Raw genomic sequence first — 25,608 nt, forward strand, 5'->3', positions numbered from 1 at the left:
AAATAAATATGAGTATATAACCAATTAGCTATCTTTAGTAGATAACTAGTGTTTATTCATAGTTAAGCATTACTCTTTCGAATATGTTTGTAACCCCAGTAAAACTAAGTGAGTAAGCATTTCTATTTGCGATCGCTGGCTAGCCGCAGCAAGCTCATTGACTCGGTCAAGAGGTATTTGCTGTTGCAGTAATGCCAAAGATTGTTCTAACTCTTGAGCCAAAGTGCGGTTATTAATACGGGCATTTTCTCGTAATTGTTGACCGATAGGTGATAGAAGTAGAAAACCTAACAAGCCAGATATAAACCCAGAACGAGAGTTGCGTTCGCGTTGTGCTTGCACCTGGATAGCTCTTAGTAATTCTTCTGACATGTAAAAGGTAGGGCGACTTGTTGCATCAGGATTGTGTCGTCCGTAACCATTAATCATAGCTTTATCTTCTGAATATGGAGGATACATTGGGCGTCTTTTCTGTAAACACTTACTTTCTTATGTATCAATTTTATAAAAATGGCTAGTCAATAAAGTTCTGGAAATTAGCTTAACAAGTTTTAATAATTAAGTACAGGAGTTTTAAAAACAAAAGGGGAATGAAAAGTTCTGATTAATTACTTGATCATTTTTTAGTAATAAAACTGCTAAATTCTGGGATTTACGAGGTTTTTTATGAATTTAGACGAAATTGCTTAATAATTGTTTCCAAACGAACAGATTTGCTATATTCTTGTTTACTAAAGTACGATCAAAGGTTTTGTAAATTCCCGTACAAACATCGTCATTATCTACGATAATGGAGCAAAGATTTCCTAAATTCAAATAATCTATTTTAGCAAGCTGAAGCATAGAAATTCGATTTCTTTGTTCTTCAGAAAAGTAATAAAATTTAGGCAGATAGAGGTAAAGATGAACTATTCGGAATCTGACTTGGATTTAGACAAAAGAGAAGAATTTAAAGCTGCTGACAATGCTGTTTTTGCTGTCAAAGGCACTTATTTAACAGATATACAAAAAATTATTCTTAAAGGTGCGTGGTTAGGTTACACCTATGAAGAAATTGCTGATAAAGAAGGATACAGCGACAACTACTTAAAGCGTGACGTTGGACCTAGATTGTGGAAAATTTTATCCGATGCTTTAGGAGAAAAAGTTAGTAAAAAGAACTTTCGTACGGCATTGCAACGAAAACTAGAAGAAGTCAAATCGACGCCTCCTCAAGTAAAAAAAGTTACCGAAACTTGCAGAGATTGGGGAGAAGCAGCCGACGTGACAATCTTCTATGGCCGTACCCAAGAGATGGCTGTATTAGAGCAATGGATTGTCAGCGATCGCTGTCGTGTCGTCACGATTTTGGGCATGGCAGGTATTGGCAAAACAGCCCTATCAGTCAAATTAGCTCAGCAGATTCAGGACAAGTTTGAGTATGTTATTTGGCGCTCTCTAGATCGAGCTTTGCCAGTTAAAGATATCTTAGCAGAACTCATTCATTTTCTTTCGCACAATACAGAAACCGATTTACCAGAGAACATAAGTTTGCGATCGCTACGTCTACTTGACTATCTACGCAAACACCGCTGTCTAATTATCCTAGATGGTTTGGATGCGATTTTACGTCGTCGAGACCGGGAAGACTATCAGCGAGAATACGAAGGTTACTCGCAATTGATTCGGTGCGTAAGCGAAACGACGCACCAAAGTTGTTTATTGTTAACAAGTCGCGAGAAGCTAAACGATTTTTATCTTAAAGAAGGCGAACAGCGCTTAAAAACTCTACAACTTGGTGGCTTAAATCTAGAAGCAGGACAGCAGATTCTTAAAGACAGCCAATTGCATGGAACAATGGAAAGCTATGCAAAGATTATGAAAATTTATGGTGGAAATCCACTATTATTAAAAATAGTTTCTCCTATTATTCAAGATGTTTTTGAGTGCGAGCTTACAGAGTTTTTAAATTCGGGGAAAACAGTCTTTAGCAATATTAAAAATTTATTCGATCAAGACTTTGAACGTCTCTCACCAATGGAGCAAGATATTATGTACTGGTTGGCAATTAACCGCGAGCCAGTATCCTTGCGAGAATTAACCGAAGATCTTCTCCAAGAAGTACACCCCTTAGAATTAGCCGAAGCTTTAGAGTCGCTGCGACAACGCGCGCTGATCGAAAAAGTATCAGGACTATTTACCCTACAACCCGCGATCGCTGAATACGTTACCGATCGTTTTATTAAGCAAATTTGTTTAGAGTTGAAGACACAACAATTAGTACTTTTCAAAAGTCATGCTTTAGTTAAAGCTTCTGCCAAAGAGTATATTAGAAACGCGCAAACACGCTACATTCTGCAACCAATAGTTAATCAGCTTTGTGCGGATATGGGAAGCCGCAAGAGTATTGCGCATTACCTCAACAAAATTATCAAAAATCTGCAAGAGCAATCGCCACTGCAACCTGGTTACACCAGCGGTAACATTCTTAATCTACTTTGCTACATGCAAGTCGATCTCAGTGGCTATGACTTATCACACCTCAAAATCTGGCAAGCACGTCTTGACGTTAATTTACATCAGGTGAACTTGGCAGCATCAGATTTAGATAAATCGGTCTTTTTGGCAAATTTTGGTAGTCTTGTGAAGATTGCATTCAGTTCCAATGGAGAATTCTTGAGTGCAGTCAACACAAGTGGGGCAACATATATCTGGCACGTGCCGCAAATGAAGCTACGGCAACTGAGTAAAGGCTACAACACGTGGTTGCGCGTCGCAACTTTGAGTCCAGATGGGCAAACGCTCGTTTGTGCTAGCGATCGCACGGTGAAGTTGGTTGATATCAATACTGGTCAATGCCTTAAATCTCTACACGGACATCGCTATCCCGTTTGCGCAGTTGCGGTCAGTGCGGATAGTCAAATGCTTGCAAGTGCAAGTTACGATGGCAGCATCAAGTTATGGTCTATTGATACGGGCGAATCAATTACCACCTGGGGCGGAGAGGCAAACTCTATAACTTCCTTGGCGTTTAGTCCTAACGGTGAAATTCTCGTTAGTGGTAGCAGCACCGGTGCAATCGAGTTATGGTCGATTAGCTCGCAAAGGTGCCTCACAACATTACACCAGCATACCGGCGCGATCCAATCGGTAGCGTTTAGTCCCGACGGTCAAACCTTGGCAAGTGGGAGTAGCGATCGCGCAATTAAACTGTGGTCACTTAGCACGAGTGAATGTCTCAAAACGCTAGAAGATCATACCGGCGCGATCCAATCGGTAGCGTTTAGTCCCGACGGTCAAACCTTGGCAAGTGGAAGTAGCGATCGCGCAATTAAACTGTGGTCACTCAACACTGGTGAATGTCTTGCAACACTTACAGGACACACAGGACAAATCCGCACCGTTGCGTTCAATCCTGATGGTCAAACGCTGGCTAGTAGTAGTAATGACCAAGCAATCAAAATCTGGGAACTGAGTACTGGTGAATGTATCAGAACGCTACACGCCTATGCAAATTGGGCTGTATCCCTTGCTTTTAGCGCTGATGGGTTAATAGCAAGTGGTAATAATGATGCTTCTGTGAGGTTGTGGCATCCTCAACATGGCGAAATCCGAGTCATGCAAGGTCATGATAGCCGAGTCCAAGCGGTTGCTTTTAGTCCAGACCGTCAAACTTTAGCAAGTGCAAGTAACGACCAAACAATAAAACTTTGGTCACTCAGTACGGGTGAATGCCTCACAACTTTACACGGACATCACAATCAAGTGCGATCAATCGCGTTTCATCCCGACGGTTCAACACTTGTGAGTAGTAGTGACGACTGCACCATAAAGGTGTGGGATACCACAACTGGCGAATGCTTGAGTACAATGCTGCATTCCAACCAGGTACGTACAGTTGCGCTAAGTTCTGATGGTCAAGTCATCGTCAGTGGTAGCAAAGATAGAACTATAAGGCTTTGGCACGTTTCTACTCAACAGTGCTACCAAACCCTACACGGACATACCAGCGATATTAAGGTGGTTGTCTTAAGTCCTGATAATCAATGCTTAGCAAGCGGTAGTGATGATGGAATCGTCAAAGTCTGGGATATTCATACAGGTCAATGTTTGCAGTCGTTGCAAGCGGATACCAGTACGATCTGGACTATTGCATTTAGTCCTGATGGTCAGATACTAGCAACGAATGGCGATCGTTGTAGCGTGAGGTTGTGGAATGTCAAAACTGGCGAATGTCTCAACTCGTTACAAGGACACAAAAGTTGGGTACGGGCGATCGCTTTTAGTTCTGATGGCTTGCTAGCAAGTAGCAGCCAAGATGAAACAATCAAGCTTTGGCACCTCAACAGCGGAAAATGTCAGAAAACATTAAGAACTGCTAGACCTTACGAAGGGATGAATATTACTGATACCGAGGGTCTAACTGACGCGCAAAAAACAGCTTTAAAAGCGTTAGGAGCCGTTGAGTTATCTTAGCCAGCAGTCCCATCAAACAGCGATCGCACATCAACAGTAATAAGGGTTTGGTTCTCCAAATCCTTAGCGATCGCTTTAATAGCATAAACTACATTAAATTTATAACAGGGTTCAGGGGTAAACCTCCCTCAAGGAAATTATTATGAGCTTCTATAATGTCCTAATTCTATTGACTAGGGCTATGATTTGTGATTGTTGCCTAAATAAGAGGATTTCAGAACAAAATTAATTCCTAAATTTGGTAGACATAAATTCCCTATGAAATACCAAAAAGTTCCCTGCTTCAGGAAAGCTATGACAAAAGCACAATTTTAAGATTGAGCTAGAGATGTATGTCTGGCGGTAGAGAAGTTGAAGAATAAGGTACGCAGAGCAATTTACCTTACTTGCGATGATTGTAGTGAAGGTAAATAATTGTTTATGGGTGAAAAAACTTTCTGTTTAATATATTTCATTAAACCTATTCTATAACTAACTACATCTTCATCCACTGCTTGTAATCTTTCTGTAATAAATTGCAGAACTTGCTTTGCTCTATTTTCCCAAGTCAAGTTTTGCACCTCTTGAAAAGCACACTCAGCAATAGCATTAGCTAGCGCAGGATTTTCAAACAATGACAATATAGCTTCTTTAAAGGAAATAGGATTATCTGGCTCAGCCAACAGAGCATTATATTTATCTTTTGCTACTGTCATGATTGTTGGTAAGGCTGAAGCGACAATTGGTCTTCGAGAAACCATATAATCGAAAAGCTTAAGCGGGCAAGTAGCTCCTGCTAACTCCCAGTACCTACTTGTAGGAAGAATGAGTACATCTGCTGCATGCAAATAGGAAGCTAAGTCGATCTGGTTGATATGACCAACAAGTGTTATGTTACTTAAACCACTCTTTTGGCAAATTGCTTGTACTCTTTGAACGTCATCAGCCCAACCGCCAATCAGGACGAATTTACACTCTGGTAAAAGACGAGCAGTTTCTAAAATTGTTGGAATTCCTTTATACTCGTACAGATGTCCTGAGTAGACGATTATTTTGTCTTCTTGGCAAAGCGACAGTTTCTTACGGGCTAGTTGTTTATCTTGATAAGGTAGAAAATTCTGCAGATCAACTGCATTAGGTGCAACGAGTATTTTGCTTTTTAAAAATCCATGTTGAATATAATTTTCAGCTAGCTGAGGTAAAGTAGTCACAATACCAATTAATTTTTTATTCTTTAAAATTGTTTGATAAAAAGAACTTGCTCCTTCAGGTATTGGTTCATGCCATTCCCATAAAACAGGTACGCTCATTTTTAATAAAAGCGCAGCAATAGCAGGAGTACGAGTATATATAACTGACGGAGATTTCAAGCAAGCATATAAAGCAGCTAGTTTATAGAAAATTTCATTTTCATAATTTTGAGGAAATGGATACTCTATTTTAAAGTGAATTGGCAGGCGGACAAGCTTGAATTGATGATGCAAGCCATACCAATTTTGAAAATCTGAATTCATTCCTTGAATAGCCGATAAAATATCCCCAGAAGTTACCAATTCAAAGTCTTTAATATTTTGAGAGAAAGCTTGTGCCATTTTAGCTACTTGGATTGTATGAGCCATTTTTGAAGGTAAATTACCTTTTGAGAGATAGATTAAACTTGTTAGTTGTTTCATTGTTTTTATCAATAAAGAAGGCGATGAATTAACATGAGTAACTAATATCTTACGAAAAATTGCTCTAGGGTAATTAGAGAAAAGTTAAGTGATATCTAACTACATTTTATATAAATAGTTAGATTAGATATAACTCCTGAATAAACCTAACCTTTTCTATATAGACAAATCTAGATGACAAGCAGAGGATAAAAGAAACTAAATAGCACCTAAAGGAGTACTTCAACAACATATAAACAATAGAGTTGCAAACACTTTTTATTTTTATTGTTGTATGGAGATGAGTAGATGTTATTTTTACACCTGAAGTATATTGAGCGAAAAATTATAGGCGATCGCCTTCGTACATTGCCTGGAATGATTAACTATCCCTTACGTCAATGGATGTTTTCTTTAGCTACAGCTAATCTTGGATTACAGGTAATTTCAAAAGAGCAAATACTAGAAAACATCAATGAATATAACGTGATAAAGTTTGGTGAAAAAGAAACAATCGTAGCTAAAGAGCCAGCCGAAGGTTCAGATAAGTTACCAACACTAATGACAAACTACATTGGCAATTTTACATTACAAAAGCCATTTATATCCGAATTCGCTAAAGCAACTCTTGTTGGCTCCTCAGCCGTGGGCTTTAATAACAAAGGTAGCGTCATTGTAGAATCAGTTTCTCCAAACCGCTTGAGTAAAACTTTACCTATAAGTACTATATTTTCGAAAAGAATAATTCGTCATAAAACGTCTAAAATAGATATAGCAAGTTCTTTAGTCAATATCTACAAAAATAACTATTTCCACTGGGTAGTCGATTGTCTACTTAGAATCGAAGGAATTGAATATTACCGCGCACAAACAGGACGAAAACCCATTTTAATTATTGAGTCAAATCCTCCTGCGTGGAAAATAGAGTCTCTAAAACTTTTGGGATACAAGCCTGAAGATTATATCTTTTGGAACGGAGTTAGTGTCAACGTTGAACGATTAGTCGTATCCTCTTTCCGTCGCGAAAAAAGCCTCATATCACCAGCAGCGTGTCACTGGCTACGTCAGCGTGTACTCAGTAATCTTCCTAAATTACAGAAAAATTCTTATTCCTCAAGAATATATATATCACGTCCAAAAAGTGCAGGTCGCCAAGTCATTAATGAAGAGGAAGTATTAAAAGCTTTAACTCCACTTGGCTTTGTTTCGTACACTTTAGAAAATATGAGTTTTTCCGAGCAAGTAGCCCTCTTTTCACAAGCTGAAATAGTAGTTGCTGTACATGGTGCTGGTCTGACAAACATGATATTTGCTCAGAATCTAACTGTAATTGAAATTTTTGGTTCAATGCTTGCTCCCTTTTATTTCTTACTAGCACAAGCCTTGGGTTTTCAGTATGGATGTTTAGTATCAGAAACAAATTTTCAAAATCAGTATAAAGAGAAGTTTAAAGGTGTAACAGTTAGGGTTGATAGGCTGCAACAGTTGGTTATAAAAATGCTACAAGCAAATTAGTTGTTGATAGATAATAGATGATATTAGATTGGTACGCAAGTATTACAGATTATATAGTTGCATTTTATATATTAACCTACCTAAGCTTTTAATAGATTAAAACAATAAATTCATATTGAATAAAGTAAATAGTTTTGAATATTTAGAGATTCTTTTGTCAGAAAAAGTAGTCAATTTAATTTTTGTATGTAGAAGGAAAAATCAATGTTACTTTATAGTAAGCAAAACAAAATAGAAAACAAATCCAACATTACTTCTTCAAAAAAATCTTCTAATGATTTAAACTTGAAGACGCTGAATAAAATATTAGTTTGCCCTTGCGATCAGAGTGAACTTTTACCACAGCATTATGGGTTAATTTGTAAAGCTTGCAGCTTAAAATTTTCTCGATCAGGAATTGATTCAAAGTCAAATCCCCTAGATTTTCGTTGTAATAACCAAACAGCTAAAGTTAGAATTGAGTTTCAAATACCACAACCTTTTTTGACTGAGCAAGAAATACAAAAACTTGGATATGCAACAAATATAAACTACAAGTGCATATCACGCGAACAAATTAGAAATAAATATCAAACAAAATTACAGAAAGAAATTTTATACTACATTGACAAGATTAAAACTGAATTTGGAACAGATCTAACAGTTTTAGATTTGGGGTGTGGGTCTGGTGGTAATAAAAAATATCTTAACTCTGTAGGAATTACTCATGTCATTTCAGCAGATTACTCATCGGATAAAGCAGATATTTTGGTTGATGTACACCGTCTTCCATTTAAAAATTCTAGTTTTGATTTCGTCTTGACGACAGCTACTATAGAGCATTTTTACAATCCATTTATTGCTTTTACTGAAATTAACCGGGTTTTGAAACCTGGTGGCGCTTTAATTGCTTCAGGTAGCTTCTGGGAAAGTTGGCACGATCAATCTTGCTTTCACTTTACTCCTAATGGGTTCTTTATACTTTGCAATTCGGTAGGACTTACATTAGAAGATTTATGGTCTGGCTGGGGATTTATACCGAGTATCTCTTCACATGCTTTAAATTTAAGAAAATTTAAAAAATATACTTACAAGCTACAAGATTTATTCGATGCATTCCTGCGTTTACGTCGAGGTAATGACTTCGCTTTCAGACACCGCCTGCAAACTAGTGGTTCATTTGGAATTTATGCCAGAAAGAAAAAGCTACCTATATAGGTAAGATTAAGATTTTTCAAATATTGAAAACAACTCAGCCAGACTACTTGGAGATAGCTTTGAAAATAATCTACATTTCTGAAGGAAACTTACCTTCCCAAGAAGCAAATTCCATACAAGTTGCAAAAATGTCTCAAGCTTTTGCTCAAAAGGTTGACGACTTTGAACTCATTACTCTAGGTGATTTATGGTCTTTTGTAAGAAATAATAAATTTGATTTTCAAAATTGGTATGGACTAAGGCGAGAATATAAGATTACCCAACTGCCTTTAGTTTTTAGAAGTAATTACCCATTTCCTCGAAAATATCGCAATAGCTTTCGCAGTCAGCATTTCTCGCGTTTGGCAGCTTTCTATGCTGCAATGAAATCTCCTGATTTAGTATATACTAGGTCAAAACAAGCAGCAAAAATTGCGTTAAGTTTAGGCTTAAATACTTTTTATGAATGGCATTTACCAGTTGATGACTTTTTCTCTAAACACACTTTTAATAAACGCAATTTTTTAGGTATTGTAACTATCTCTCAACAACTAGCAAGTGAATATGTTACAGTAGGTCTTCCTGTTGAGAAGGTACTAGTTGAGCATGATGGCGTTGATTTAGAACACTTTCTTCCCTACCAATCTAAAGAAGAAGCTCGACAAAAATTAAAACTTTCTTTAACTATACCAGTAGTAGTATATGCAGGTCACTTGTATGACTTTAAAGGAATACCAACACTTTATCAAGTCGCGCGGTTGATGCCAGATTGCTTGTTTTTATTATTAGGAGGCTGGCAACATGATATTGAACAAGCCCGACAAGTGTGCCAACGCGATCGCCTTTCCAATGTAAAAATTATTGGACACGTCCCTCAAACGCAACTACCAACGTATTTATATGCAAGCGATGTGCTGATTTTGCCCAACAGTGGTAAGCATCTTTGGTCAGCAACAACTTCACCACTCAAGTTATTTGAATATATGGCAACCCACCGACCAATTGTCGCTTCTGCCTTACCGAATATTACAACTGTTCTACAACATCAGAAAAATGCCCTTCTAGCCAAACCCGACTGTCCCCAATCATTCAAGCAAGCTATAGAAGAATTACTCATTAATCCCGAACTAGGCGAAGTAATTGCACAACAAGCCTTTCAAGATGTTCATTACTATACCTGGGAACAGCGTGCTGAGCGTATTCTTCAGTTTGCCAAAAAGCAACTTCAAAACACTGCGCCAGCACAAACAATCAATACGATAAACTACATCCCGCATCTTTTTAAGAATTACTATTAATTTAAATACTCTAAACATCGCATATAAGGATTACCCTATGAATACTATCAGCATTCAAGTAGAGCGTAAGTACCGTTTAGCTCGAATTTGGTCTAATCGCGAGCTAGCACGCATTGCACATCATTTTTCTGGAGATATTGTAAATATTTCTGGAAATAGAGACGAAGATAAAGAAGGAAGATATTATTGCGATTACTTCATCAACAAACATTCTTACTCTATTACTAACTATATAGGAGATAATGGCTACCAAGAAACAAATAATGAACTTTTACTTGATATTACACAAGAATTGCCTATCAACCTTAAACATCGCTTTGATGTTGCTTTCAATCACACAACTCTCGAACATGTTTTTAATGTATTCCAAGCCTTTAAAACTATTTGCGAATTATCTAGAGATATAGTCATTATTGTCGTTCCTTTTGCTCAAATTCAACATGCTATTAATATGTCTTATGATGACTATTGGAGATTTACTCCATCAGTTATTAGACGACTTTTTCAAGAAAATAATTTAGAGGTTGTGTACGAAGCTGAAAGCCCATATACACATGCTGCTGTTTATCTATTTTTTGTTGGTTCCCGCCAGCCTGATAAGTGGAAAGGAATTTTACCAAGCTATACTCCTATCAAACAAGCTGGTACTTGGATTGGCGAACAAAAAATCTCATTTCTAAAAGGTATTAGAACATCTGTTTGTAGATTATAAAAAAGACGCGATTTTAATCTTTCTTTTAAGATTGGAGTAAAATTGTTGAATGAGTTATTATTCAAATAAAGTTATCTTTGCCATAGGAACAGGTCGCTGTGGAACTAAATTTATACATAAAATTACAAGCTTAGAACCTAGTATTGCCTCAGTACACGAGCGAAATCCTTTGAATGAGTCATTTCATCGATATTGCAAATGGTATGGATTACCAGTAGATCATGAAGGTTTTCTACAAACGAAGGAAATTGAAATCAAGCAAGATCTAGAAGTAAAGCAAATATCATTTGAATCTAGTAGTTTTTTATCGCTTTCAGTTCAAGAACTCTATCAACGTTTTGCAGCGAAATTTATTTTATTAATCAGAAGTCCTGAACAAGTAGTTAATTCCTATCTACGTAAAGGATGGTATGCAAAAACAGCAGTAAGAGCTAATCCAAAACTCATACCAAGCTATCAAGACTGCTATCGATTTCATCACTTTTTAGGACGCATTATGCCTTCTGATGAGAAGTTTATGCAGTGGAATCAGATGAGTCGTGTAGGAAAAATTGCTTGGTATTGGAATACACTTAATGCAAAAGTCCTGGAACAGTTTGAGAATATACCGCCAACTCACTGGCGAATTGAGAAGATTGAAGAACTGTCTTATGACCGTTATCTAAGCCTGGCACAGTTTCTTGGGTTTCAGTCAACAGTCTCACTAGATACGTACAATAGCTTAGTCAAAAGTCGCCCTAACACATTGACTAATGTTCCCACAGTTGCAACGTGGAATACATCTGAAATTGCCGAGTTTGAAAGTGAAGTAGCACCGATCGCCGAAAAATTTGGTTATGAGTATCGGGTGAGTCATCTTCCAATTCCTCAAACTGTACAACGTGCAAGTCAGCCACAATCGAAGCCTCCTAGCTTTATGCATAAATTGAGTAATTTTTTTGTCAATCGCTCGTCAACATGAGGATTACCAGATTTTTTCGTAAAGAATCATTTTCATCTATCTTGGAAATAGATCTGGTATATCAAGGTGCATGGGCAAGTATCGCTACATTCTGTTTAATAAGCCATACGGTGTCTTAAGCCAATTTACTGATAGTAGTAACGAAGCAAGAAGTACGCTGAAGGACTATATTGCGGTTCCTGGGGTGTATCCGGTTGGGCGTTTAGATTGGGATAGCGAAGGCTTGATGCTATTAACTGATCGCGGACAGCTGCAGCATCGTCTTTCACATCCGCGATTTGAGCATCCCCGAACTTATTGGGTACAAGTTGAAAGAATTCCTGATGCTGGGGCGTTGCAGCAGCTAGAACAAGGAGTCGTAATTGATAACTACCACACGCGACCAGCAATTGTGCGTTTATTAGATACGGAACCAGCAATTGCACCGCGATCGCAGCCGATTCGCTTTCGCAAAAATGTTCCCACCGCTTGGTTAGAAATGACACTCACCGAGGGCAAAAACCGTCAGGTACGGAAAATGACGGCAAAAGTAGGCTTTCCGACTTTAAGATTAGTGCGAGTGGCGATCGCCCATCTCAAACTTGGCGATCTGCAACCAGGGCAATGGCGCAATTTAACATCAGAAGAAGAACGCTCGCTTCTAAAACTCTTATCGCCGCGATCGCCGCAAGCTCGAGGTCAGCGAATTCCTAATGCTAGATTTAGGAAAGAAAGTAGAGCTAATTAATAAAGCCACCAACACTTTGTATCTGTTTTATTACCGCTGCTGTTTGAAGCTTGGGTTTTGCCCGCGATTGTAAAAAAACTCAGTGTGTAGCTACTAAGTAGTGGGCATGAGAAATAAATTGTGGCAAGTTGGATGTTGTAGTTGATTACAAAATGCTATTCTGCCTCAAAGCTATTTACATAACAATGGACGTAAAGGTTAGGACATTGTAGAAGGGACACTTGACGAGGAGTTAGGAGTTAGGGAAGACACTTTTGCACCTTTGCCTAGCCTCCTCCTTACTCCTTTCCTCCCTGACCTCCAACTGCTGATCTCTGACCCCTGCTATACTATGCTGATTTGCCCCCAGTGCCAGTTTGAGAATCCTAATAACAACAAATTCTGCCAACAGTGCGGTACATCGCTGACACATAAACCTTGTGCAGAATGCGGTACGACTGTGGCATTAAATCAAGAGCGATGCCACAATTGTCATGCTCTCACCGGAACGATCTACTTTGCGATCGCGCAACAATTGCCGTCGCCATTGAAAAAAGCTACCATTCCCAAAACAGAAGTTCAAGAGCCAGTAACAATTGTCGATAAAACGGCTGAGTCAGAAGCAGCAAACGTTCCGGCGTCCTTGGCAGCACAATTCGCAGTTGGAGCATTTTTAGATCGACAACAACGCTATCGCATCCTTGATATACAACCTGCAACCACATCTGCAAATCAAACTGACATTTGCTTGCGCGTTCTTGATTGTCAACCATTGCAAGTATCACCTCTGCTTGCAGGTGCTGCTACCGTTGCCGAAATTCCTGCGATCGCCCAAATGTATTTAACACTCCAAGCGCAGCTGCATGAAACATTACCCGCGATTCACGATGCGTGGCAAAGTGATGACGGACAGTTTGTATTAATTGAAGATCGTTCAAATTGGCAACCGATGATTACCTTGTGGCAAGATAGCGATACTTCTTTGCTACAAATTCTGCATTGGTTACACGAGATGCTGCAACTTTGGGTAGCACTCGAACCTTGGCAATGTCGGCAAAGCTTGTTAGAACCTCATAATCTGCGCGTCGATGAAGACGGCGTTTTGGCGTTACAACGCTTGTACGCTGAAGAAACTGAGGTAAGTTTACAAGCCATAGGACAGCTCTGGAATGAGCTATTTCAAGCATCGCAACAAACTCAGCTTAGCGCGATCGTTCAACTTCTCGATGAGTTACAAAGCGGTAAAGTGCAAGCAATCGAGGCGTTGCAATCGCGTCTAGAAGCAATTGCCACAGACCTGCAAGTGCCAAGTAAAGCGATAAACGTTGTTCAGAACTCGCAAGCAGAAGTCGAAGACACCCAAATTCTTCAAGCTGAGAATGCACCAACTGTATTGCTACCCATGACATTATTAAGCCTCGAAGACGCAGGTAAGACGGATGTCGGTCGCCAACGCGAACACAATGAGGACTTTTTTGGCATCGCGACAACGATTCACAAACAAGACACTCCAGGCGATCGCCAACTCCAAGCACGTGGATTATACATTCTGTGTGATGGTATGGGCGGACACGCTGGTGGTGAAGTCGCCAGTAAACTTGCCGTACACGCACTCAAACAATACTTTGAAACACACTGGCAACCCGACAGGCTACCCGATGAAACCACGATTCGCGAAGCGGTACGATTAGCCAATCAAGCGATTTACGAACACAATCAACAGGAAGCCCGTTCCGGTGTAGGACGCATGGGAACAACCCTAGTCATGGCTTTGCTCCACAATACCAACGTTGCTGTTGCCCACGTTGGCGATAGTCGCCTTTATCGCTTATCGCGTCAACACGAACTCGAACAAGTCACGACAGACCATGAAGTTGGACAACGCGAAATCTTGCGCGGAGTCGAACCAGAAATTGCGTACGGACGTCCTGATGCTTACCAATTAACGCAAGCCTTAGGACCGCGAGAAGCAAATTACGTCAATCCGGATGTTCAGTTTTTCGAACTTAACGAAGATACATTACTGCTCCTCACTTCGGATGGTCTTTCGGATAATAATTTGTTAGAGCATCACTGGCAGACGCATTTAGAACCATTGCTCAATTCGGAGACGAGTTTAGAGCAAGGTCTTGCTAATTTAGTCGATTTAGCAAACCATTGCAATGGTCACGATAATATCACTGCCATTGTTATCCGTGCCAAAGTTCGTCCGAAAAGTAATGGTTCAGATCCGACAATGCCTTTGGCATGATGTTTGTGAAGATAATTTAATCTATCAATTAGGCTTAGTGTGGTCGCACTGTATTTACTAGATCCTCAAAAAAAAACTCCACTACAACGGTGGCAATTTGACTCCAAGTCGCAAATTCGGATCGGTCGTTCGCCAGATAACGATATTGTATTGAGCGAGCCAATGGTTTCTCGCTATCATCTCGAATTGCAGTGCGTTCATGCCGAACCGCAACGTTGGTACTTGACAAATCGCGGTACGAATGGCACTTTCGTCGATGGAATCTTGATGACACGAGGTCTTGTGCGCGATCGCGCGATTATTCAATTAGCGCGTGGCGGTCCAATCCTCCAATTTCACCAGGCAGAACTCAGTCTACCTGTTAACTTGCAATGCGACCATAGCGGTAATCTCCCCAACAGTTTATTCTGCACCCGTTGCGGTCAACCTCTTACTGTCTTGCGCCAAATTCGACAATATCAAGTGCTACGTATCCTTGGACAAGGCGGTATGGGAACGACTTATTTGGCATGGGATACAGCGAGAACAAATGCCCAACATCCGCAACTTCTCGTTTTGAAGGAAATGAATGCGGATATGGCAAAAATTGCCAAAGCACAAGAGTTATTTGAGCGCGAAGCACGTACTCTCGCAACTCTCCAACACCCAGGAATTCCCAAGTATTACGATTTCTTCTTACAAGACGGTAAGAAGTATTTAGCGATGGAATTGATTCACGGTCAAGACCTCGAACGACGCATACTAGAACGCGGACCTGTGACATCCGCACAAGCGATCGCCTGGATGGTGCAAACTTGTGACGTGTTGGATTATCTCCACAAGCAAGAGCCGCCACTCATCCACCGCGACATTAAACCTGCAAATTTACTCGTACGCCGCGCTAATAACTCTATCGTTGTCTTAGATTTTGGTGCGGTTAAAGAAAGCAATACGACTCCTGGAACTCGCATTGGTGCGGAAGGATTTGCCGCCCCTGAACAAGAACGCGGACAACCGTTAACCCAATCCGATCTTTACGCTGTAGGCGCTACACTCATTTTCCTACTTACCGGAGAAACTCCTTTTAAGTTTCTCAAACAACGCGGTCGAGGATACCGCTTTGACCTTTCTGGCGTACCGACAATTACACCCCAACTGCGAAAAGTTATTGAACGGGCAACAGAACCAATTCCGAGCGATCGCTATGCTACCGCATTCGAACTGACTGCTGCCCTCAAGTCAGCTACTTAATGCCTTCTCCTTCTGCCTTTTACCTTCTGCCTTCTTAATCCTCATCCCATGCTTCAACGGCAAGGAGTTCGCTCACAGGGTCTTGCATTGTAAACCCGAAGTCTAGCAATTCTTGCTTCCAGTAATGCCATTCATTACCGTAGAGCAAGGCGATTTTCCAAATACTATCGCTTGGTTTAAGAATATTAGATTCTACCAGCGATCGCACGTGATGTTGCAATTTCACCATCGGGTGAATAACTTGCTGAGACATAACCTCGATTTGTTATTAATAAAGTTTGGTCAATTCTCGACTAGAGAAGCGCGTTCAATTTGATTTAATCTGCAATGCTCAAGCTTCCCCTAGCACGAAAAGCATTTTCTATTTACCTACAGTACCACAAAGATTTCTATATGGAACGTCAATTTGCACATAAGTACGGGAATCACTACCACGAGTATTGCCGTTTCGCTTTAAAGTTTCTACAAATAGACTGCAGAGGAAGCAGAGGAGAAATTCATTATAGTTCTTATTTAGAGAACGTAGTATATCTGCTCAAGCAAGCTGCAATTTGTTTGGAACATTCGTAAGTTAAAGCACGTCAGAATCAGAATGGCAATACACAATAACGAGCATTGCAGCGATCGCACTTTGCAGGCAACAGGGTAGCTTAACAATAGACACAATACCAAATTGTTATTAATTGAGTTATGGATGCTTACCAACATACTTCGCGCAAGCGTTTTCAGCAAATTGTCACCTGGGTATCGATTGTTGCTTTTTTTGGTTCAACCCTCTATGGAGTTCTTGGCGCAATCAATCAATCCGTCAAGCCCACTACACCAGTTGTCTCTCCCGAATCGCAATTACAAGCGCAAGCACAAGGCTATGAAGTTGTTTTGCAACGAGAACCTAATAACCAAGCTGCCTTAGAAGGATTAGCACTTACACAGTTACAGATGAATAACCCCAATGCGGCGATCGCACCCTTAGAAAAACTCGTACAGTTACACCCCGAGCGCCAGGACTATCAAAACGTACTAGCACAAGTTAAGCAGCAAGCTAATCAAAAGTAGCAAACTTCTATTGAAACGTTAATCGTAAAGTTGATTGTATTTAAATTGAGCTATATTGGTAAGTCTTGATACAGACAGTAAGACTGTAATTCTTGAGCTAGAGTATGGAGTACGTGGTAGAAATGCCCAAATTTTAGATACTTGTATTCCTGATAGAGGCAAACTCAGGTGAAAATGCGTTGTAAATCTAACACAAATCCTGGCAACACGTCTTCACCAGATAAAGTTGAAGGAGCTTGCAAAACTTCTACTGGTTGTGCTTGACGGTAGATTTCAACTTGATGGTCTTGCGGATTAATTAGCCAACCCAAACGTGCCCCATTCTCCCTATATTCTCGCATCTTGGCTTGCAACTGTTCAAGACTATCGGTCGGAGAACGTAGTTCTACCACAAAGTCAGGGCATAGAGGTGGGTAGCCGTCTTGCTGCTGGGGGGTAAGAGCATCCCAGCGATCTTGCCTCACCCAAGAAGCATCTGGCATTCGCTTAGCCCCATTGGGTAAGACAAACAAGGTGTTGGAGTCAAAAGTTTTTCCTGCGTTACTAGCCAAATTCCAAGCCTCTAATTGGTAGCTAAGGTTGCTATTTCTATTTCCAGAGGTTCCTCCTGTCGGTGGCACAACAACTAAATCTCCTGCTGCCGTTTGTTCAAAATTCCACTCTGGGTTAGCTCGGACAATGCGTTCAAATTCTGCATCCGAAAGCTTTAATGAATTTATAGTCAGGCTACTGTTCATTGCTGTCTTATCTACAGGCAATCTTTGTTGGTTTCGATGAAGCGATTGCGCGAGCGCAGAAAGAATTCGCTGGTAGTGGCTGTTAATTAGGCGAAGGATTGTGCCTTAATTTGGCTTTGTTTGATTCCAATTTTAGAACATCCGGCGATCGCTTTACTCGTCAAATAATATGCATTTGTGCTTAGCATATCGTTAAAAGCGATCGCGCAGCGTGGGCAAAGCCCAATCGTACCCACAAGAAAAATATTACATACAAGCGATCGCGCATATTGCAACACTCGCGGCGATCGCGCCTAACACTACCTAAAGTTATTGTCTGCACAATATATCTAAGAAAGTATTTCTAATTTCTCGACAGCAAAATGCTACACAATTACCTATTACAAACTACCTAATTTTACTAGAACCACTACCACAATTATTTGCATCAGTTGGACTCGCGACAATTCCCACCCCTTTATTATCTGCCTCACACAAAATAGCTTGAGTAAGTTCTGACGCGGTAAAGACACCACCTGCATAACCTTTCAGTTCAGCATTGTTGGCTTGTGCTTTGTTAGCAACGCCTCTTTGGATATTAGTAATTGCTGTTGCTGAATAGAGATAGTTGGCGCTATTTTCTATGCCAATACCTAATTTTTCGATAGCATTTGTACCTCCAGTATCTTCTACAAATGTTTGATTTTCAAAGTAGTATGTCTGCTGAGCGCGATTCATTGCACCAACATTAGTTTTAGCTTCTGATTGCCGTGCTTTTGTTCCTTGGCTAAGAAAAGAAGGCATCGCAATTGCAGAAAGAATGCCAATAATAATGATGACAACAAGTAATTCGATTAAGGTAAATCCTGTTTGTTTATTCTTTAAAAAAGAGGGAAATATAAATTTCATATCTAAAGATTAGAGACAGTTTTTTGTATTAAATTATTTATGAATCAGTTTGAGTCTAAGTTTATTTATGTCAAACTCTATCTTATTGACTAATAAAAAGAGGAGGTGAGATAAGCTCTACCCTCCTTCAACAAAAGCTTTGATACTAAAGTTTGATATACTTAAGTTATCCACCAACTTTTTCTGTATTGGCACCACAAGCTAAAGTGCCATCGGTATTAGTAGGTGCATTCATTGGAGTCGTAGTTTCAAGCGCAGGCTCTTTAGCTTGACATAGAATCGACGGAGTTTGCCCACCTACACTGAAGACACCGCCAATATGACCTTTGAGGTCTTTGTTAAGTGACTTAGCTTTGTTAATAACGTCTTGATCTGCACTAGAAGCTGTTACTGCTTCGTATGCGTAATTAGTAGAGTCTTTGATACCGATACCTAACTTATCAATAGCGCCCTTACCTTCAGCAAATTTTTGATTTTCAAGATAGTAGGTTTGCTGCGATCTATTCATTGCACCTACGTTTGTTCTGGCTTCAGATGCACGTGCTTTAGCAGACTGGTTGAGGAAGGAAGGCAATGCGATAGCAGATAGAATACCAATGATGATGATGACTACGAGTAATTCGATTAGCGTAAAACCTTCTTCTTTTTTCTTGCCAGTTAAGTGTTGTAGAAACTTTACTTTTAGTTCGGTTTTCATGGTGAGTTCTTCCTTTCGGTATATGTTTAACTTTTAACCTCTAGATATAACTTGCCCACTTATGACCAAATACATATCACCCCCAGAAATTTTTTTTGACTTTCTCGCTGCAATTTTGATACACAACGTTGTAACGCTTATCCACAGTACCTTCCGGGGTTTCACGATCCTTCAAAAAGATGTCTGTGTATAAAATGTTTTACCCACAACAGTATTTTCATCAATCTTTCGTTGTTTAGCCAAGACAACTATGTCTATGCTGATGAAGCAATGAGTCGCGATTGGGCTTTACCTGCGCTAGACGCTACCGCCACAAGGTGCTTTGCGCGATCGCTCTCTTCAATAAGTCAAATGTATTAGCTATTGGTTCCTTGTGTTTCGATAGCGATGACTTGTCTAATTTGCTCTTGTAGAGGTGGTACTCTATTGCGTACAACATCCCATAAAATTGGCGTACTGAGGCGAAAACAAGTGTGGATGAGTACATCTTGTAAACCAGCAATCTTGCGCCACTCAATATCAGGATAGCGATTGCGTACTTCCTTTCGCGGCTTTGCCAATCACTTCCAAATTACGCATGACAGCATCAAAAGTTCGTTCATCGGCAATAAATTCCTCAAATTCCATTCCAGCAGTATAGCGCTGTACCTTGCTACTACTTTCTAATATGTCTTCTAGATACAGTAGGTACTGCCGCAATTTCAACTAACTCTCTTTCTACCACCGAACGTAAGGATGGATGAAGTGTCTCTTTTTCGACTAAATCAACTTTTCTTCCTAAGAGATCCTCTAAGTAGAATTTCAAATTCATGTAATTATCAAACGTTGAGAGTGCCAACTGTGCCTCAATCCAAAGACTAACTGATTGCCCCAAAATCTCGGATAGAAGCTAGCATAGAACTTTAAGAGTTTCTTTATCTACATGAAACTTAAACGCTCATTTATTGTGCGAAAGCGTTGTTTGACATTGCTATTTATTTGACATAATTTAGCAATAAACACGGGCTCGATTCATGACAAATTCGCAAAACTATCTGCGAGGACTCAACACGTTTTCGATTTCCCGCACAATTTTGGCTGTAGTGGTGTTAGGTGCAGCAATTCTGCTCACGCTTTGGCTGTCGCTATCGCAAGGTGCGGTTCCGCTGAGTATTACCGAATTATGGCAAGCACTGTTGCATCAAGGCGATCCCGTTAAGCAGACAATTCTTTGGGATTTACGTCTTCCGCGCATTGCTGCAGCAATTACTGTCGGTGCAGCATTAGGAATGTCAGGTGCACTCCTGCAAGGAATGTTACGCAATAGTCTTGCCGATCCTTTTATTTTGGGTATTTCCGCAGGTGCAGGATTAGTTGTCATTGTGATGGTGGTGTTGCAAATTTATCAAGCTTGGATTCCGCTGGCAAGTTGGATCGGCGCGATCGCTACTTCAGCTATAGTATTCTTTCTAGGACGTACTGGCACAGGAATCGCGATTGAACGACTGATTTTAGGAGGAGTCGCGGTGAGTGCTTTATTTGGTGCGGTACAAAGTACACTCCTCTTACTTGCAGAAGATGGTCAAGTGCAAATAGCGCTCAATTGGCTAGTAGGCAGTTTAAACGGAAGAGGATGGCAAGAAGTCACCACATCGGGACCTTATATTGCTGTTGCTTTACTCGGAGGATGCTTGCTAGCGCGATCTGTCAATGTACTGGCGTTGGGAGACGATTTAGCTGTCGGTTTGGGGATTTCGTTGATGCGATCGCGTATTCTGATCGGTGGTGTTGCGAGTTTACTAGCAGCAAGTTCTGTCAGTATCAGTGGTTTAATTGGGTTTGTCGGTTTAGTCGTGCCCCACGGCGTACGCTTGTTAGTGGGTACAGATCACCGCGTTGTTTTACCACTCTCTGCACTTTTTGGTGCGTGGTTACTCATCTTTGCTGATTTACTCTCGCGATTAGGCGCTGTTGAACTTCCTGTAGGTTCAGTAACTGCGTTACTCGGTTCGCCGCTGTTTATTTGGCTGCTGTACCGCCGCTCTAATGAAATAAAGTAATAACTAAGTCTGACCTGTGACCCTGCGATAATGCCACTTTCATTGCAAAATCTCACTGGTGGTTATACCACTGTCCCCGTTGTTTGTAACATTAACCTGACGCTACAAACTGGAGAATGGCTAAGTTTAGTTGGTGCTAATGGTTCAGGTAAATCAACACTGCTAAAATTACTCAGTCGCATTCTCTCGCCACAAACCGGTGTAGTATTACTCGACGGAAAAGCGATTCATACGCAACCTGCGAATGTCGTTGCACAGAAACTGGCATTGTTACCACAACAGCAAACAATTCCTGCAGGTTTAACAGTGCGACAATTAGTCAGCTTAGGAAGAACGCCACATCAACCTTGGTGGCGATGGGAACTGAATGCAAAGGATAAACAAAAAGTAGAAACTGCAATTCAAAAAACTCAATTAGAACACTTAAGCGATCGCGCTGTCGAACAACTTTCTGGTGGCGAACGTCAACGGGCTTTTTTAGCACTAGCACTTGCCCAAGACCCACAAGTTTTGTTGCTGGATGAACCAACAACTTACTTAGATATCAAATATCAACTACAATTACTCGAATTACTCAAAGCTTTGAATCGACAGCGACTCACAATTATTACAGTTTTACACGAATTAAATTTAGCCGCACGTTACAGTTCGCGAATTGCGCTGCTGAAAGAGGGTCAACTATGGGAAGTCGGTACACCGCAACAAGTACTGACGCAACATAATATTGCTCAAGTGTTTGGCGTTGAAGCTACGATTATCAATACTCCTGTAGGGTTGCAAGTATGTACAATTTCTGCTTTAGATTCAACATTTTGAATTTTGTTTTTAACTCATAATTAAGGAGCTACGAATTGTGAATAGTTTCACAATTCTCTTGACACTTAGCAAAGAGCATGAAAGCAAATTATCAAAACCAAATGAAGTTGTCACAGTTACGGATTTTGGTTGCCGTTGCAGAGTGGGAAAATTTTAGTGAAGCTGCTTTGCAACTTGAAATATCACAGTCAGCAGTTAGTCACGCGATCGCAACTTTGGAAGATCATTTAGGTGTTGTATTAGTTTCGCGAGGGCGTCACGGTGCGCGTCTGACTCCTGTAGGCAAAAGAATTGTTGAACACGCCCGCGTTATTGTCAATCGCACTGAAGAAATCATCAAAGAAGCCGAGTCAGCGAAAGGATTAAAAGGAGGTCAAGTCCGGATCGCTTCGTTTCGTAGCGTTGCTACCCATATTTTGCCCCACGCGATCGCTGAATTTCATCGCCGTTTTCCCTCTATCGCGGTTCATCTCATTGAACATGACAATTGTACTGATGTAGAGCATACACTGCGTGAAGGGCGAGCCGATATAGGATTTATCTTACTTCCTGGAAGTGAAAGCCTAGAGACATGGGAGTTACTTCGCGATGAGTACGTAGCTTTATTTCCTCCAAATGCCAAGCTTTCTCAACCCAAGTTAACTTGGGAAGACTTAATAAATTATCCCTTAATTATGCATCCGCTCGAAAATACAATGATGCAGCCAGTTTATGCTCGCGTGCAAGCTTGCGGTTACCAACTGCACGCTGCCTATGAAGTTGAAACAGATGCTGCTATTGTGAGTTTGGTAGCGCAAGGACTAGGTGCGACTATATTACCACGCCTAGCGGCTCAACCGATTCCAGCGAATGTACAAGTATTTAGTTTGCCAGTTCCCCTCGAACGAATTATTGGTATCGCAATTTTAGCAGACGCATTACACGCGCCTGCGGTCTACGCGTTCATAGACACGATTAAGCATCAATCGTTAGTCGAGAATTTTTGAGTAAGTTTTGCTACCAGTACCAGAGCGCTTAAAAAAACTCGTTAATAGATATAAATCTCGCTTCAACTTACTTGTGTCCTGAAATAGGAGAAGTATTTTGATTTACTCCTCCTACTGGGATTAATACCGATTTGTCGTTGTCGTTCCTGATTCTGCAGGATCTCTGTAAGCAACAGTACGCTTCGGTTGACGAAATAAACCAGCTAGACCAATCAAGCCAAGCAGTCCCAACCATCCCCAGCTATTGTTATCGTCTCTTGTTTCTTGAACAGTTGTTGTCGTTGTTGTATTGGGGGTAGTTGTTGTTTGGGCGTTAGCAGGAAGCGATAACGGTGCAACAGCTACGCTGAGGGCAATAATGCTTGCTCCAGCAATTTTGGAAAAAGAAGGTTTCATACGCGAGTCAACTTGAATAAATAGTGGCATTTTTGATGAAACTGAAACTGCTATTTTTTGATACAGCTCAGTAAACTCATCTATAGCTGAAGTTATCAATTTTTACCAAGTCCTAAATCAATCTTCAGCAATATTCCGAGGATTTACCCGTCTCTAACTGAAGAAGTAAAACACGCTTTGTAACGGAGATAACTCGCGTTTTGTATTACGATACAATTCACACTCGTACTAAATAGGGAGAACTGATAAATTGAGCTTGATTTGCATCGACCAGAGCTTGATAAACGAAAGCAGCCACTTCAGCGCGAGTCGCGTTTCGGTTGGGATTTAATTGACGTACGGTAGGATAGTTAACAACCATTTGCCGTTGCGTTGCGGCTGCAACTTTATTCGCAGCGTAGGTAGGAATTTCTGCAGCATCTTGATAATAGGAAAGCACGCTAGTATTGTCACTACTCAGATTTAAACCACTTGCAAGTGCTACAATTACCTGAACTCTGGGAATCTGCTGACTAGGTTGGAAGATTCTTCCTGGATAACCTGCAAGAAAACCTCTTCTTACCGCTGTCTGAATCGCACTATAACCCCAAAAACTCCGAGGAACATCAACAAATTCGATACTAGGATTGTTTTGCGATGCTTGCGGAAAAGCTTTGGTAACAATTGCTGCAAATTCAGCACGAGTTACAGGGGCGTTGGGTTTAAAAGTACCGTCGGGAAATCCGCTGATAATGTTTTTGTCGGCTAAAGCTTGAATATAACGCTGCGCCCAATGACCTTGAATATCAGCAAACGTTGTTGGCGGGGTGGGTAATCCTGGTAGCGATGGACGCGTTGGCGCTTGGGCGATCGCACCTGCAAGTGCTTGCCATGCTAATTTAGGTTGCAGCTGTGCGTCAAAGGGCAAAGGACGTAATCTTGCACCATCTTCGCGCGGTTTTCTACTTGCTAGCCACGTATAGCGATCGCTGATTCCCCACGTAATCACTGCGGTAACTGCGGGCTGGGCTAAGACTACCTCGAGAAAGTCTGCATAGATCTTAGCAACAGCGCGATCGCGACGTTCAGGCTCTTTAGGTAGCTGCTGATCGTTGACATCGAGTTCTGTAATCATAATGTCAAGCCCCAGATCCGCAACATTCCGGAGAAATCTACCAATCTGTCTAAATGTCACGCCATCAGGATGACCAAATAAATGCCCTTGAACTCCTAAGCCCTGAATCGGAACACCTCTAGATTTTAAGCGTTCTAATAATCTCAGTGTTGCAGTGCGCTTCGTTTCGGCTTGCGGAGTGTCATGCTCAATACCAAAATCGTTATACATCAATATCGCGCGGGGATCGGCTTCAGCGGCTGCTCGAAAAGCAAGCTCGATGTAATCGGGTCCTAAAAAGCGCAACCAAGGTGTATTACGTAACATATCACCGCGTTGCCCGCGTGGCTCTATTGCTTCATTAACCACATCCCAAGAGTGCATTCGTCCGGCGTAATGTCCAGCAACACGGGAAATGTGCTCTATCAAAATTTTTTCTGCATTGCGTTTATTCACCGTGTTAGCAAACCAGTCGGGCAAAGCTTTGTGCCATACCAGAGTGTGTCCGCGAAATAACATGCCATTGCGTCGCGCAAATTGTGCCATCCAATCTGCACGCGTAAAGTTAAACTGACTTGGGCTAGGACGTAATACTTGCCACTTCAGTTCGAGTGCAGGTACTAAAATAGCGCACTGTTGGGCAACAAGATCGGCGTATGCTCGATCTGTGGAGAGATGGTTGTAGTTGACTGCTGCACCAAAAAGTAATCCTTTTGTTCTGGCTGAGGTGCGTAAAGCGATCGCTTCTGCTGCTAAGGTAACACTAGGATCTGCTGAAATTTCTGGAACAAACTGATTGAAGTGTCTTATTCGAGATGCTGTTGTACAGGCTCCCATACCTGTTAATGCACCCAAACCCATCAAAAAATGACGTCTTTTTAGTAGCAGTTGTTTATGCATAATGAATCAATGACACTACTTCTTCTCAGTCTGTAGTGTTTCATAAAACCATAGATCTTGACTGT

Annotated in this window: 21 protein-coding genes and 1 pseudogene; 13 read left to right on the forward strand and 9 right to left on the reverse strand. The window is 40.9% G+C overall.

The features are described from left to right. Positions 1-69: 69 nt before the first annotated feature. The gene (locus B1A85_RS04695) at positions 70-429 is read right to left on the reverse strand and encodes a hypothetical protein (protein WP_246841320.1); all 360 of its coding nucleotides are present in this window, start codon (positions 427-429) and stop codon (positions 70-72) included. A 474-nt stretch (positions 430-903) separates the two neighbouring features. Here B1A85_RS04695 and B1A85_RS04700 point away from each other — a divergent pair, with 474 nt between their 5' ends. Next, the gene (locus B1A85_RS04700; RefSeq protein ID WP_104545727.1) at positions 904-4,455 is read left to right on the forward strand and encodes an NB-ARC domain-containing protein; all 3,552 of its coding nucleotides are present in this window, start codon (positions 904-906) and stop codon (positions 4,453-4,455) included. A 377-nt stretch (positions 4,456-4,832) separates the two neighbouring features. Here the strand turns inward: B1A85_RS04700 and B1A85_RS04705 are convergent, their stop codons facing one another. Continuing rightward, positions 4,833-6,107, reverse strand: a complete 1,275-nt coding sequence (locus B1A85_RS04705; protein WP_168192343.1) for a glycosyltransferase — start codon at positions 6,105-6,107, stop codon at positions 4,833-4,835. Positions 6,108-6,395: 288 nt separating this feature from the next. Between B1A85_RS04705 and B1A85_RS04710 the strand changes: the two genes are divergently transcribed. The 8 genes from B1A85_RS04710 to B1A85_RS04745 all read left to right on the forward strand — a co-directional run bounded on the left by B1A85_RS04710 (position 6,396) and on the right by B1A85_RS04745 (position 15,935). After that, complete coding sequence (locus tag B1A85_RS04710) at positions 6,396-7,601, forward strand: DUF563 domain-containing protein (RefSeq protein WP_104545728.1); 1,206 nt, start codon at positions 6,396-6,398, stop codon at positions 7,599-7,601. A gap of 204 nt (positions 7,602-7,805) precedes the next feature. Beyond that, positions 7,806-8,798, forward strand: a complete 993-nt coding sequence (locus tag B1A85_RS04715; protein ID WP_104545729.1) for a class I SAM-dependent methyltransferase — start codon at positions 7,806-7,808, stop codon at positions 8,796-8,798. A gap of 59 nt (positions 8,799-8,857) precedes the next feature. Beyond that, positions 8,858-10,075, forward strand: a complete 1,218-nt coding sequence (locus tag B1A85_RS04720; protein WP_146087134.1) for a glycosyltransferase — start codon at positions 8,858-8,860, stop codon at positions 10,073-10,075. 37 nt (positions 10,076-10,112) lie between these two features. Further along, positions 10,113-10,787 carry a hypothetical protein gene (locus B1A85_RS04725; protein ID WP_104545731.1) on the forward strand — a complete coding sequence of 225 codons (675 nt, stop codon included), beginning with the start codon at positions 10,113-10,115 and terminating at the stop codon, positions 10,785-10,787. A 49-nt stretch (positions 10,788-10,836) separates the two neighbouring features. After that, complete coding sequence (locus tag B1A85_RS04730; protein WP_104545732.1) at positions 10,837-11,748, forward strand: sulfotransferase domain-containing protein; 912 nt, start codon at positions 10,837-10,839, stop codon at positions 11,746-11,748. A gap of 70 nt (positions 11,749-11,818) precedes the next feature. Further along, positions 11,819-12,475, forward strand: coding sequence for a pseudouridine synthase (locus B1A85_RS04735; protein ID WP_104545733.1), 657 nt, complete (start codon positions 11,819-11,821; stop codon positions 12,473-12,475). A 331-nt stretch (positions 12,476-12,806) separates the two neighbouring features. Beyond that, positions 12,807-14,705, forward strand: coding sequence for a serine/threonine phosphatase (locus B1A85_RS04740; protein WP_104545734.1), 1,899 nt, complete (start codon positions 12,807-12,809; stop codon positions 14,703-14,705). A gap of 39 nt (positions 14,706-14,744) precedes the next feature. Further along, positions 14,745-15,935, forward strand: coding sequence for an FHA domain-containing serine/threonine-protein kinase (locus B1A85_RS04745; RefSeq protein WP_104545735.1), 1,191 nt, complete (start codon positions 14,745-14,747; stop codon positions 15,933-15,935). A 34-nt stretch (positions 15,936-15,969) separates the two neighbouring features. Here B1A85_RS04745 and B1A85_RS04750 read toward each other — a convergent pair whose 3' ends face one another. Then, entirely contained in the window at positions 15,970-16,188 is a 219-nt protein-coding gene (locus tag B1A85_RS04750) for a DUF4327 family protein (RefSeq protein WP_104545736.1), read from the reverse strand. A 437-nt stretch (positions 16,189-16,625) separates the two neighbouring features. Here B1A85_RS04750 and B1A85_RS04755 point away from each other — a divergent pair, with 437 nt between their 5' ends. Continuing rightward, entirely contained in the window at positions 16,626-16,991 is a 366-nt protein-coding gene (locus tag B1A85_RS04755) for a M48 family metallopeptidase (RefSeq protein WP_104545737.1), read from the forward strand. Between the two features lie 164 nt (positions 16,992-17,155). Here B1A85_RS04755 and B1A85_RS04760 read toward each other — a convergent pair whose 3' ends face one another. The 4 genes and pseudogenes from B1A85_RS04760 to B1A85_RS04775 all read right to left on the reverse strand — a co-directional run bounded on the left by B1A85_RS04760 (position 17,156) and on the right by B1A85_RS04775 (position 19,940). Next, the gene (locus B1A85_RS04760) at positions 17,156-17,728 is read right to left on the reverse strand and encodes a Uma2 family endonuclease (protein WP_104545738.1); all 573 of its coding nucleotides are present in this window, start codon (positions 17,726-17,728) and stop codon (positions 17,156-17,158) included. 387 nt (positions 17,729-18,115) lie between these two features. Continuing rightward, complete coding sequence (locus tag B1A85_RS04765) at positions 18,116-18,616, reverse strand: type IV pilin-like G/H family protein (RefSeq protein WP_104545739.1); 501 nt, start codon at positions 18,614-18,616, stop codon at positions 18,116-18,118. A 166-nt stretch (positions 18,617-18,782) separates the two neighbouring features. Further along, positions 18,783-19,313: a type IV pilin-like G/H family protein gene (locus B1A85_RS25120; protein WP_104545740.1), complete on the reverse strand. Its 531-nt coding sequence runs from the start codon at positions 19,311-19,313 to the stop codon at positions 18,783-18,785. A 356-nt stretch (positions 19,314-19,669) separates the two neighbouring features. Continuing rightward, a pseudogene (locus B1A85_RS04775) lies at positions 19,670-19,940 on the reverse strand (DUF86 domain-containing protein). 386 nt (positions 19,941-20,326) lie between these two features. Here B1A85_RS04775 and B1A85_RS04780 point away from each other — a divergent pair. The 3 genes from B1A85_RS04780 to B1A85_RS04790 all read left to right on the forward strand — a co-directional run bounded on the left by B1A85_RS04780 (position 20,327) and on the right by B1A85_RS04790 (position 23,154). Next, entirely contained in the window at positions 20,327-21,352 is a 1,026-nt protein-coding gene (locus B1A85_RS04780) for an iron ABC transporter permease (RefSeq protein ID WP_104545741.1), read from the forward strand. 30 nt (positions 21,353-21,382) lie between these two features. Next, positions 21,383-22,168 (forward strand): ABC transporter ATP-binding protein, encoded by a 786-nt coding sequence (locus tag B1A85_RS04785; protein ID WP_104545742.1) that lies wholly within the window; start codon positions 21,383-21,385, stop codon positions 22,166-22,168. Positions 22,169-22,245: 77 nt separating this feature from the next. Beyond that, positions 22,246-23,154 (forward strand): LysR family transcriptional regulator, encoded by a 909-nt coding sequence (locus B1A85_RS04790; RefSeq protein ID WP_104545743.1) that lies wholly within the window; start codon positions 22,246-22,248, stop codon positions 23,152-23,154. A 120-nt stretch (positions 23,155-23,274) separates the two neighbouring features. On the opposite strand, the gene B1A85_RS04795 is transcribed toward B1A85_RS04790, so the two are convergent. Next, positions 23,275-23,550, reverse strand: a complete 276-nt coding sequence (locus B1A85_RS04795) for a WGxxGxxG family protein (RefSeq protein ID WP_104546302.1) — start codon at positions 23,548-23,550, stop codon at positions 23,275-23,277. A 217-nt stretch (positions 23,551-23,767) separates the two neighbouring features. Continuing rightward, positions 23,768-25,543: an endo-1,4-beta-xylanase gene (locus B1A85_RS25130; protein ID WP_104545744.1), complete on the reverse strand. Its 1,776-nt coding sequence runs from the start codon at positions 25,541-25,543 to the stop codon at positions 23,768-23,770. Positions 25,544-25,608: the final 65 nt, after the last annotated feature.

The organism is Chroococcidiopsis sp. TS-821, assembly GCF_002939305.1.
Lineage (GTDB): Bacteria > Cyanobacteriota > Cyanobacteriia > Cyanobacteriales > Chroococcidiopsidaceae > Chroogloeocystis.

Coding starts and splice junctions, on each gene's coding strand:
- B1A85_RS04705 (WP_168192343.1), bottom strand. CDS start 6,107: ATGAAACAACTAACAAGTTTAATCTATCTCTCAAAAGGTAATTTACCT.
- B1A85_RS04750 (WP_104545736.1), bottom strand. CDS start 16,188: ATGTCTCAGCAAGTTATTCACCCGATGGTGAAATTGCAACATCACGTG.
- B1A85_RS25120 (WP_104545740.1), bottom strand. CDS start 19,313: ATGAAAACCGAACTAAAAGTAAAGTTTCTACAACACTTAACTGGCAAG.
- B1A85_RS04755 (WP_104545737.1), top strand. CDS start 16,626: ATGGATGCTTACCAACATACTTCGCGCAAGCGTTTTCAGCAAATTGTC.
- B1A85_RS04700 (WP_104545727.1), top strand. CDS start 904: ATGAACTATTCGGAATCTGACTTGGATTTAGACAAAAGAGAAGAATTT.
- B1A85_RS04780 (WP_104545741.1), top strand. CDS start 20,327: ATGACAAATTCGCAAAACTATCTGCGAGGACTCAACACGTTTTCGATT.
- B1A85_RS04765 (WP_104545739.1), bottom strand. CDS start 18,616: ATGAAATTTATATTTCCCTCTTTTTTAAAGAATAAACAAACAGGATTT.
- B1A85_RS04735 (WP_104545733.1), top strand. CDS start 11,819: ATGGGCAAGTATCGCTACATTCTGTTTAATAAGCCATACGGTGTCTTA.
- B1A85_RS04760 (WP_104545738.1), bottom strand. CDS start 17,728: ATGAACAGTAGCCTGACTATAAATTCATTAAAGCTTTCGGATGCAGAA.
- B1A85_RS04695 (WP_246841320.1), bottom strand. CDS start 429: ATGATTAATGGTTACGGACGACACAATCCTGATGCAACAAGTCGCCCT.
- B1A85_RS04740 (WP_104545734.1), top strand. CDS start 12,807: ATGCTGATTTGCCCCCAGTGCCAGTTTGAGAATCCTAATAACAACAAA.
- B1A85_RS04730 (WP_104545732.1), top strand. CDS start 10,837: ATGAGTTATTATTCAAATAAAGTTATCTTTGCCATAGGAACAGGTCGC.
- B1A85_RS04790 (WP_104545743.1), top strand. CDS start 22,246: ATGAAAGCAAATTATCAAAACCAAATGAAGTTGTCACAGTTACGGATT.
- B1A85_RS04795 (WP_104546302.1), bottom strand. CDS start 23,550: ATGAAACCTTCTTTTTCCAAAATTGCTGGAGCAAGCATTATTGCCCTC.
- B1A85_RS04725 (WP_104545731.1), top strand. CDS start 10,113: ATGAATACTATCAGCATTCAAGTAGAGCGTAAGTACCGTTTAGCTCGA.
- B1A85_RS04710 (WP_104545728.1), top strand. CDS start 6,396: ATGTTATTTTTACACCTGAAGTATATTGAGCGAAAAATTATAGGCGAT.
- B1A85_RS04715 (WP_104545729.1), top strand. CDS start 7,806: ATGTTACTTTATAGTAAGCAAAACAAAATAGAAAACAAATCCAACATT.
- B1A85_RS25130 (WP_104545744.1), bottom strand. CDS start 25,543: ATGCATAAACAACTGCTACTAAAAAGACGTCATTTTTTGATGGGTTTG.
- B1A85_RS04785 (WP_104545742.1), top strand. CDS start 21,383: ATGCCACTTTCATTGCAAAATCTCACTGGTGGTTATACCACTGTCCCC.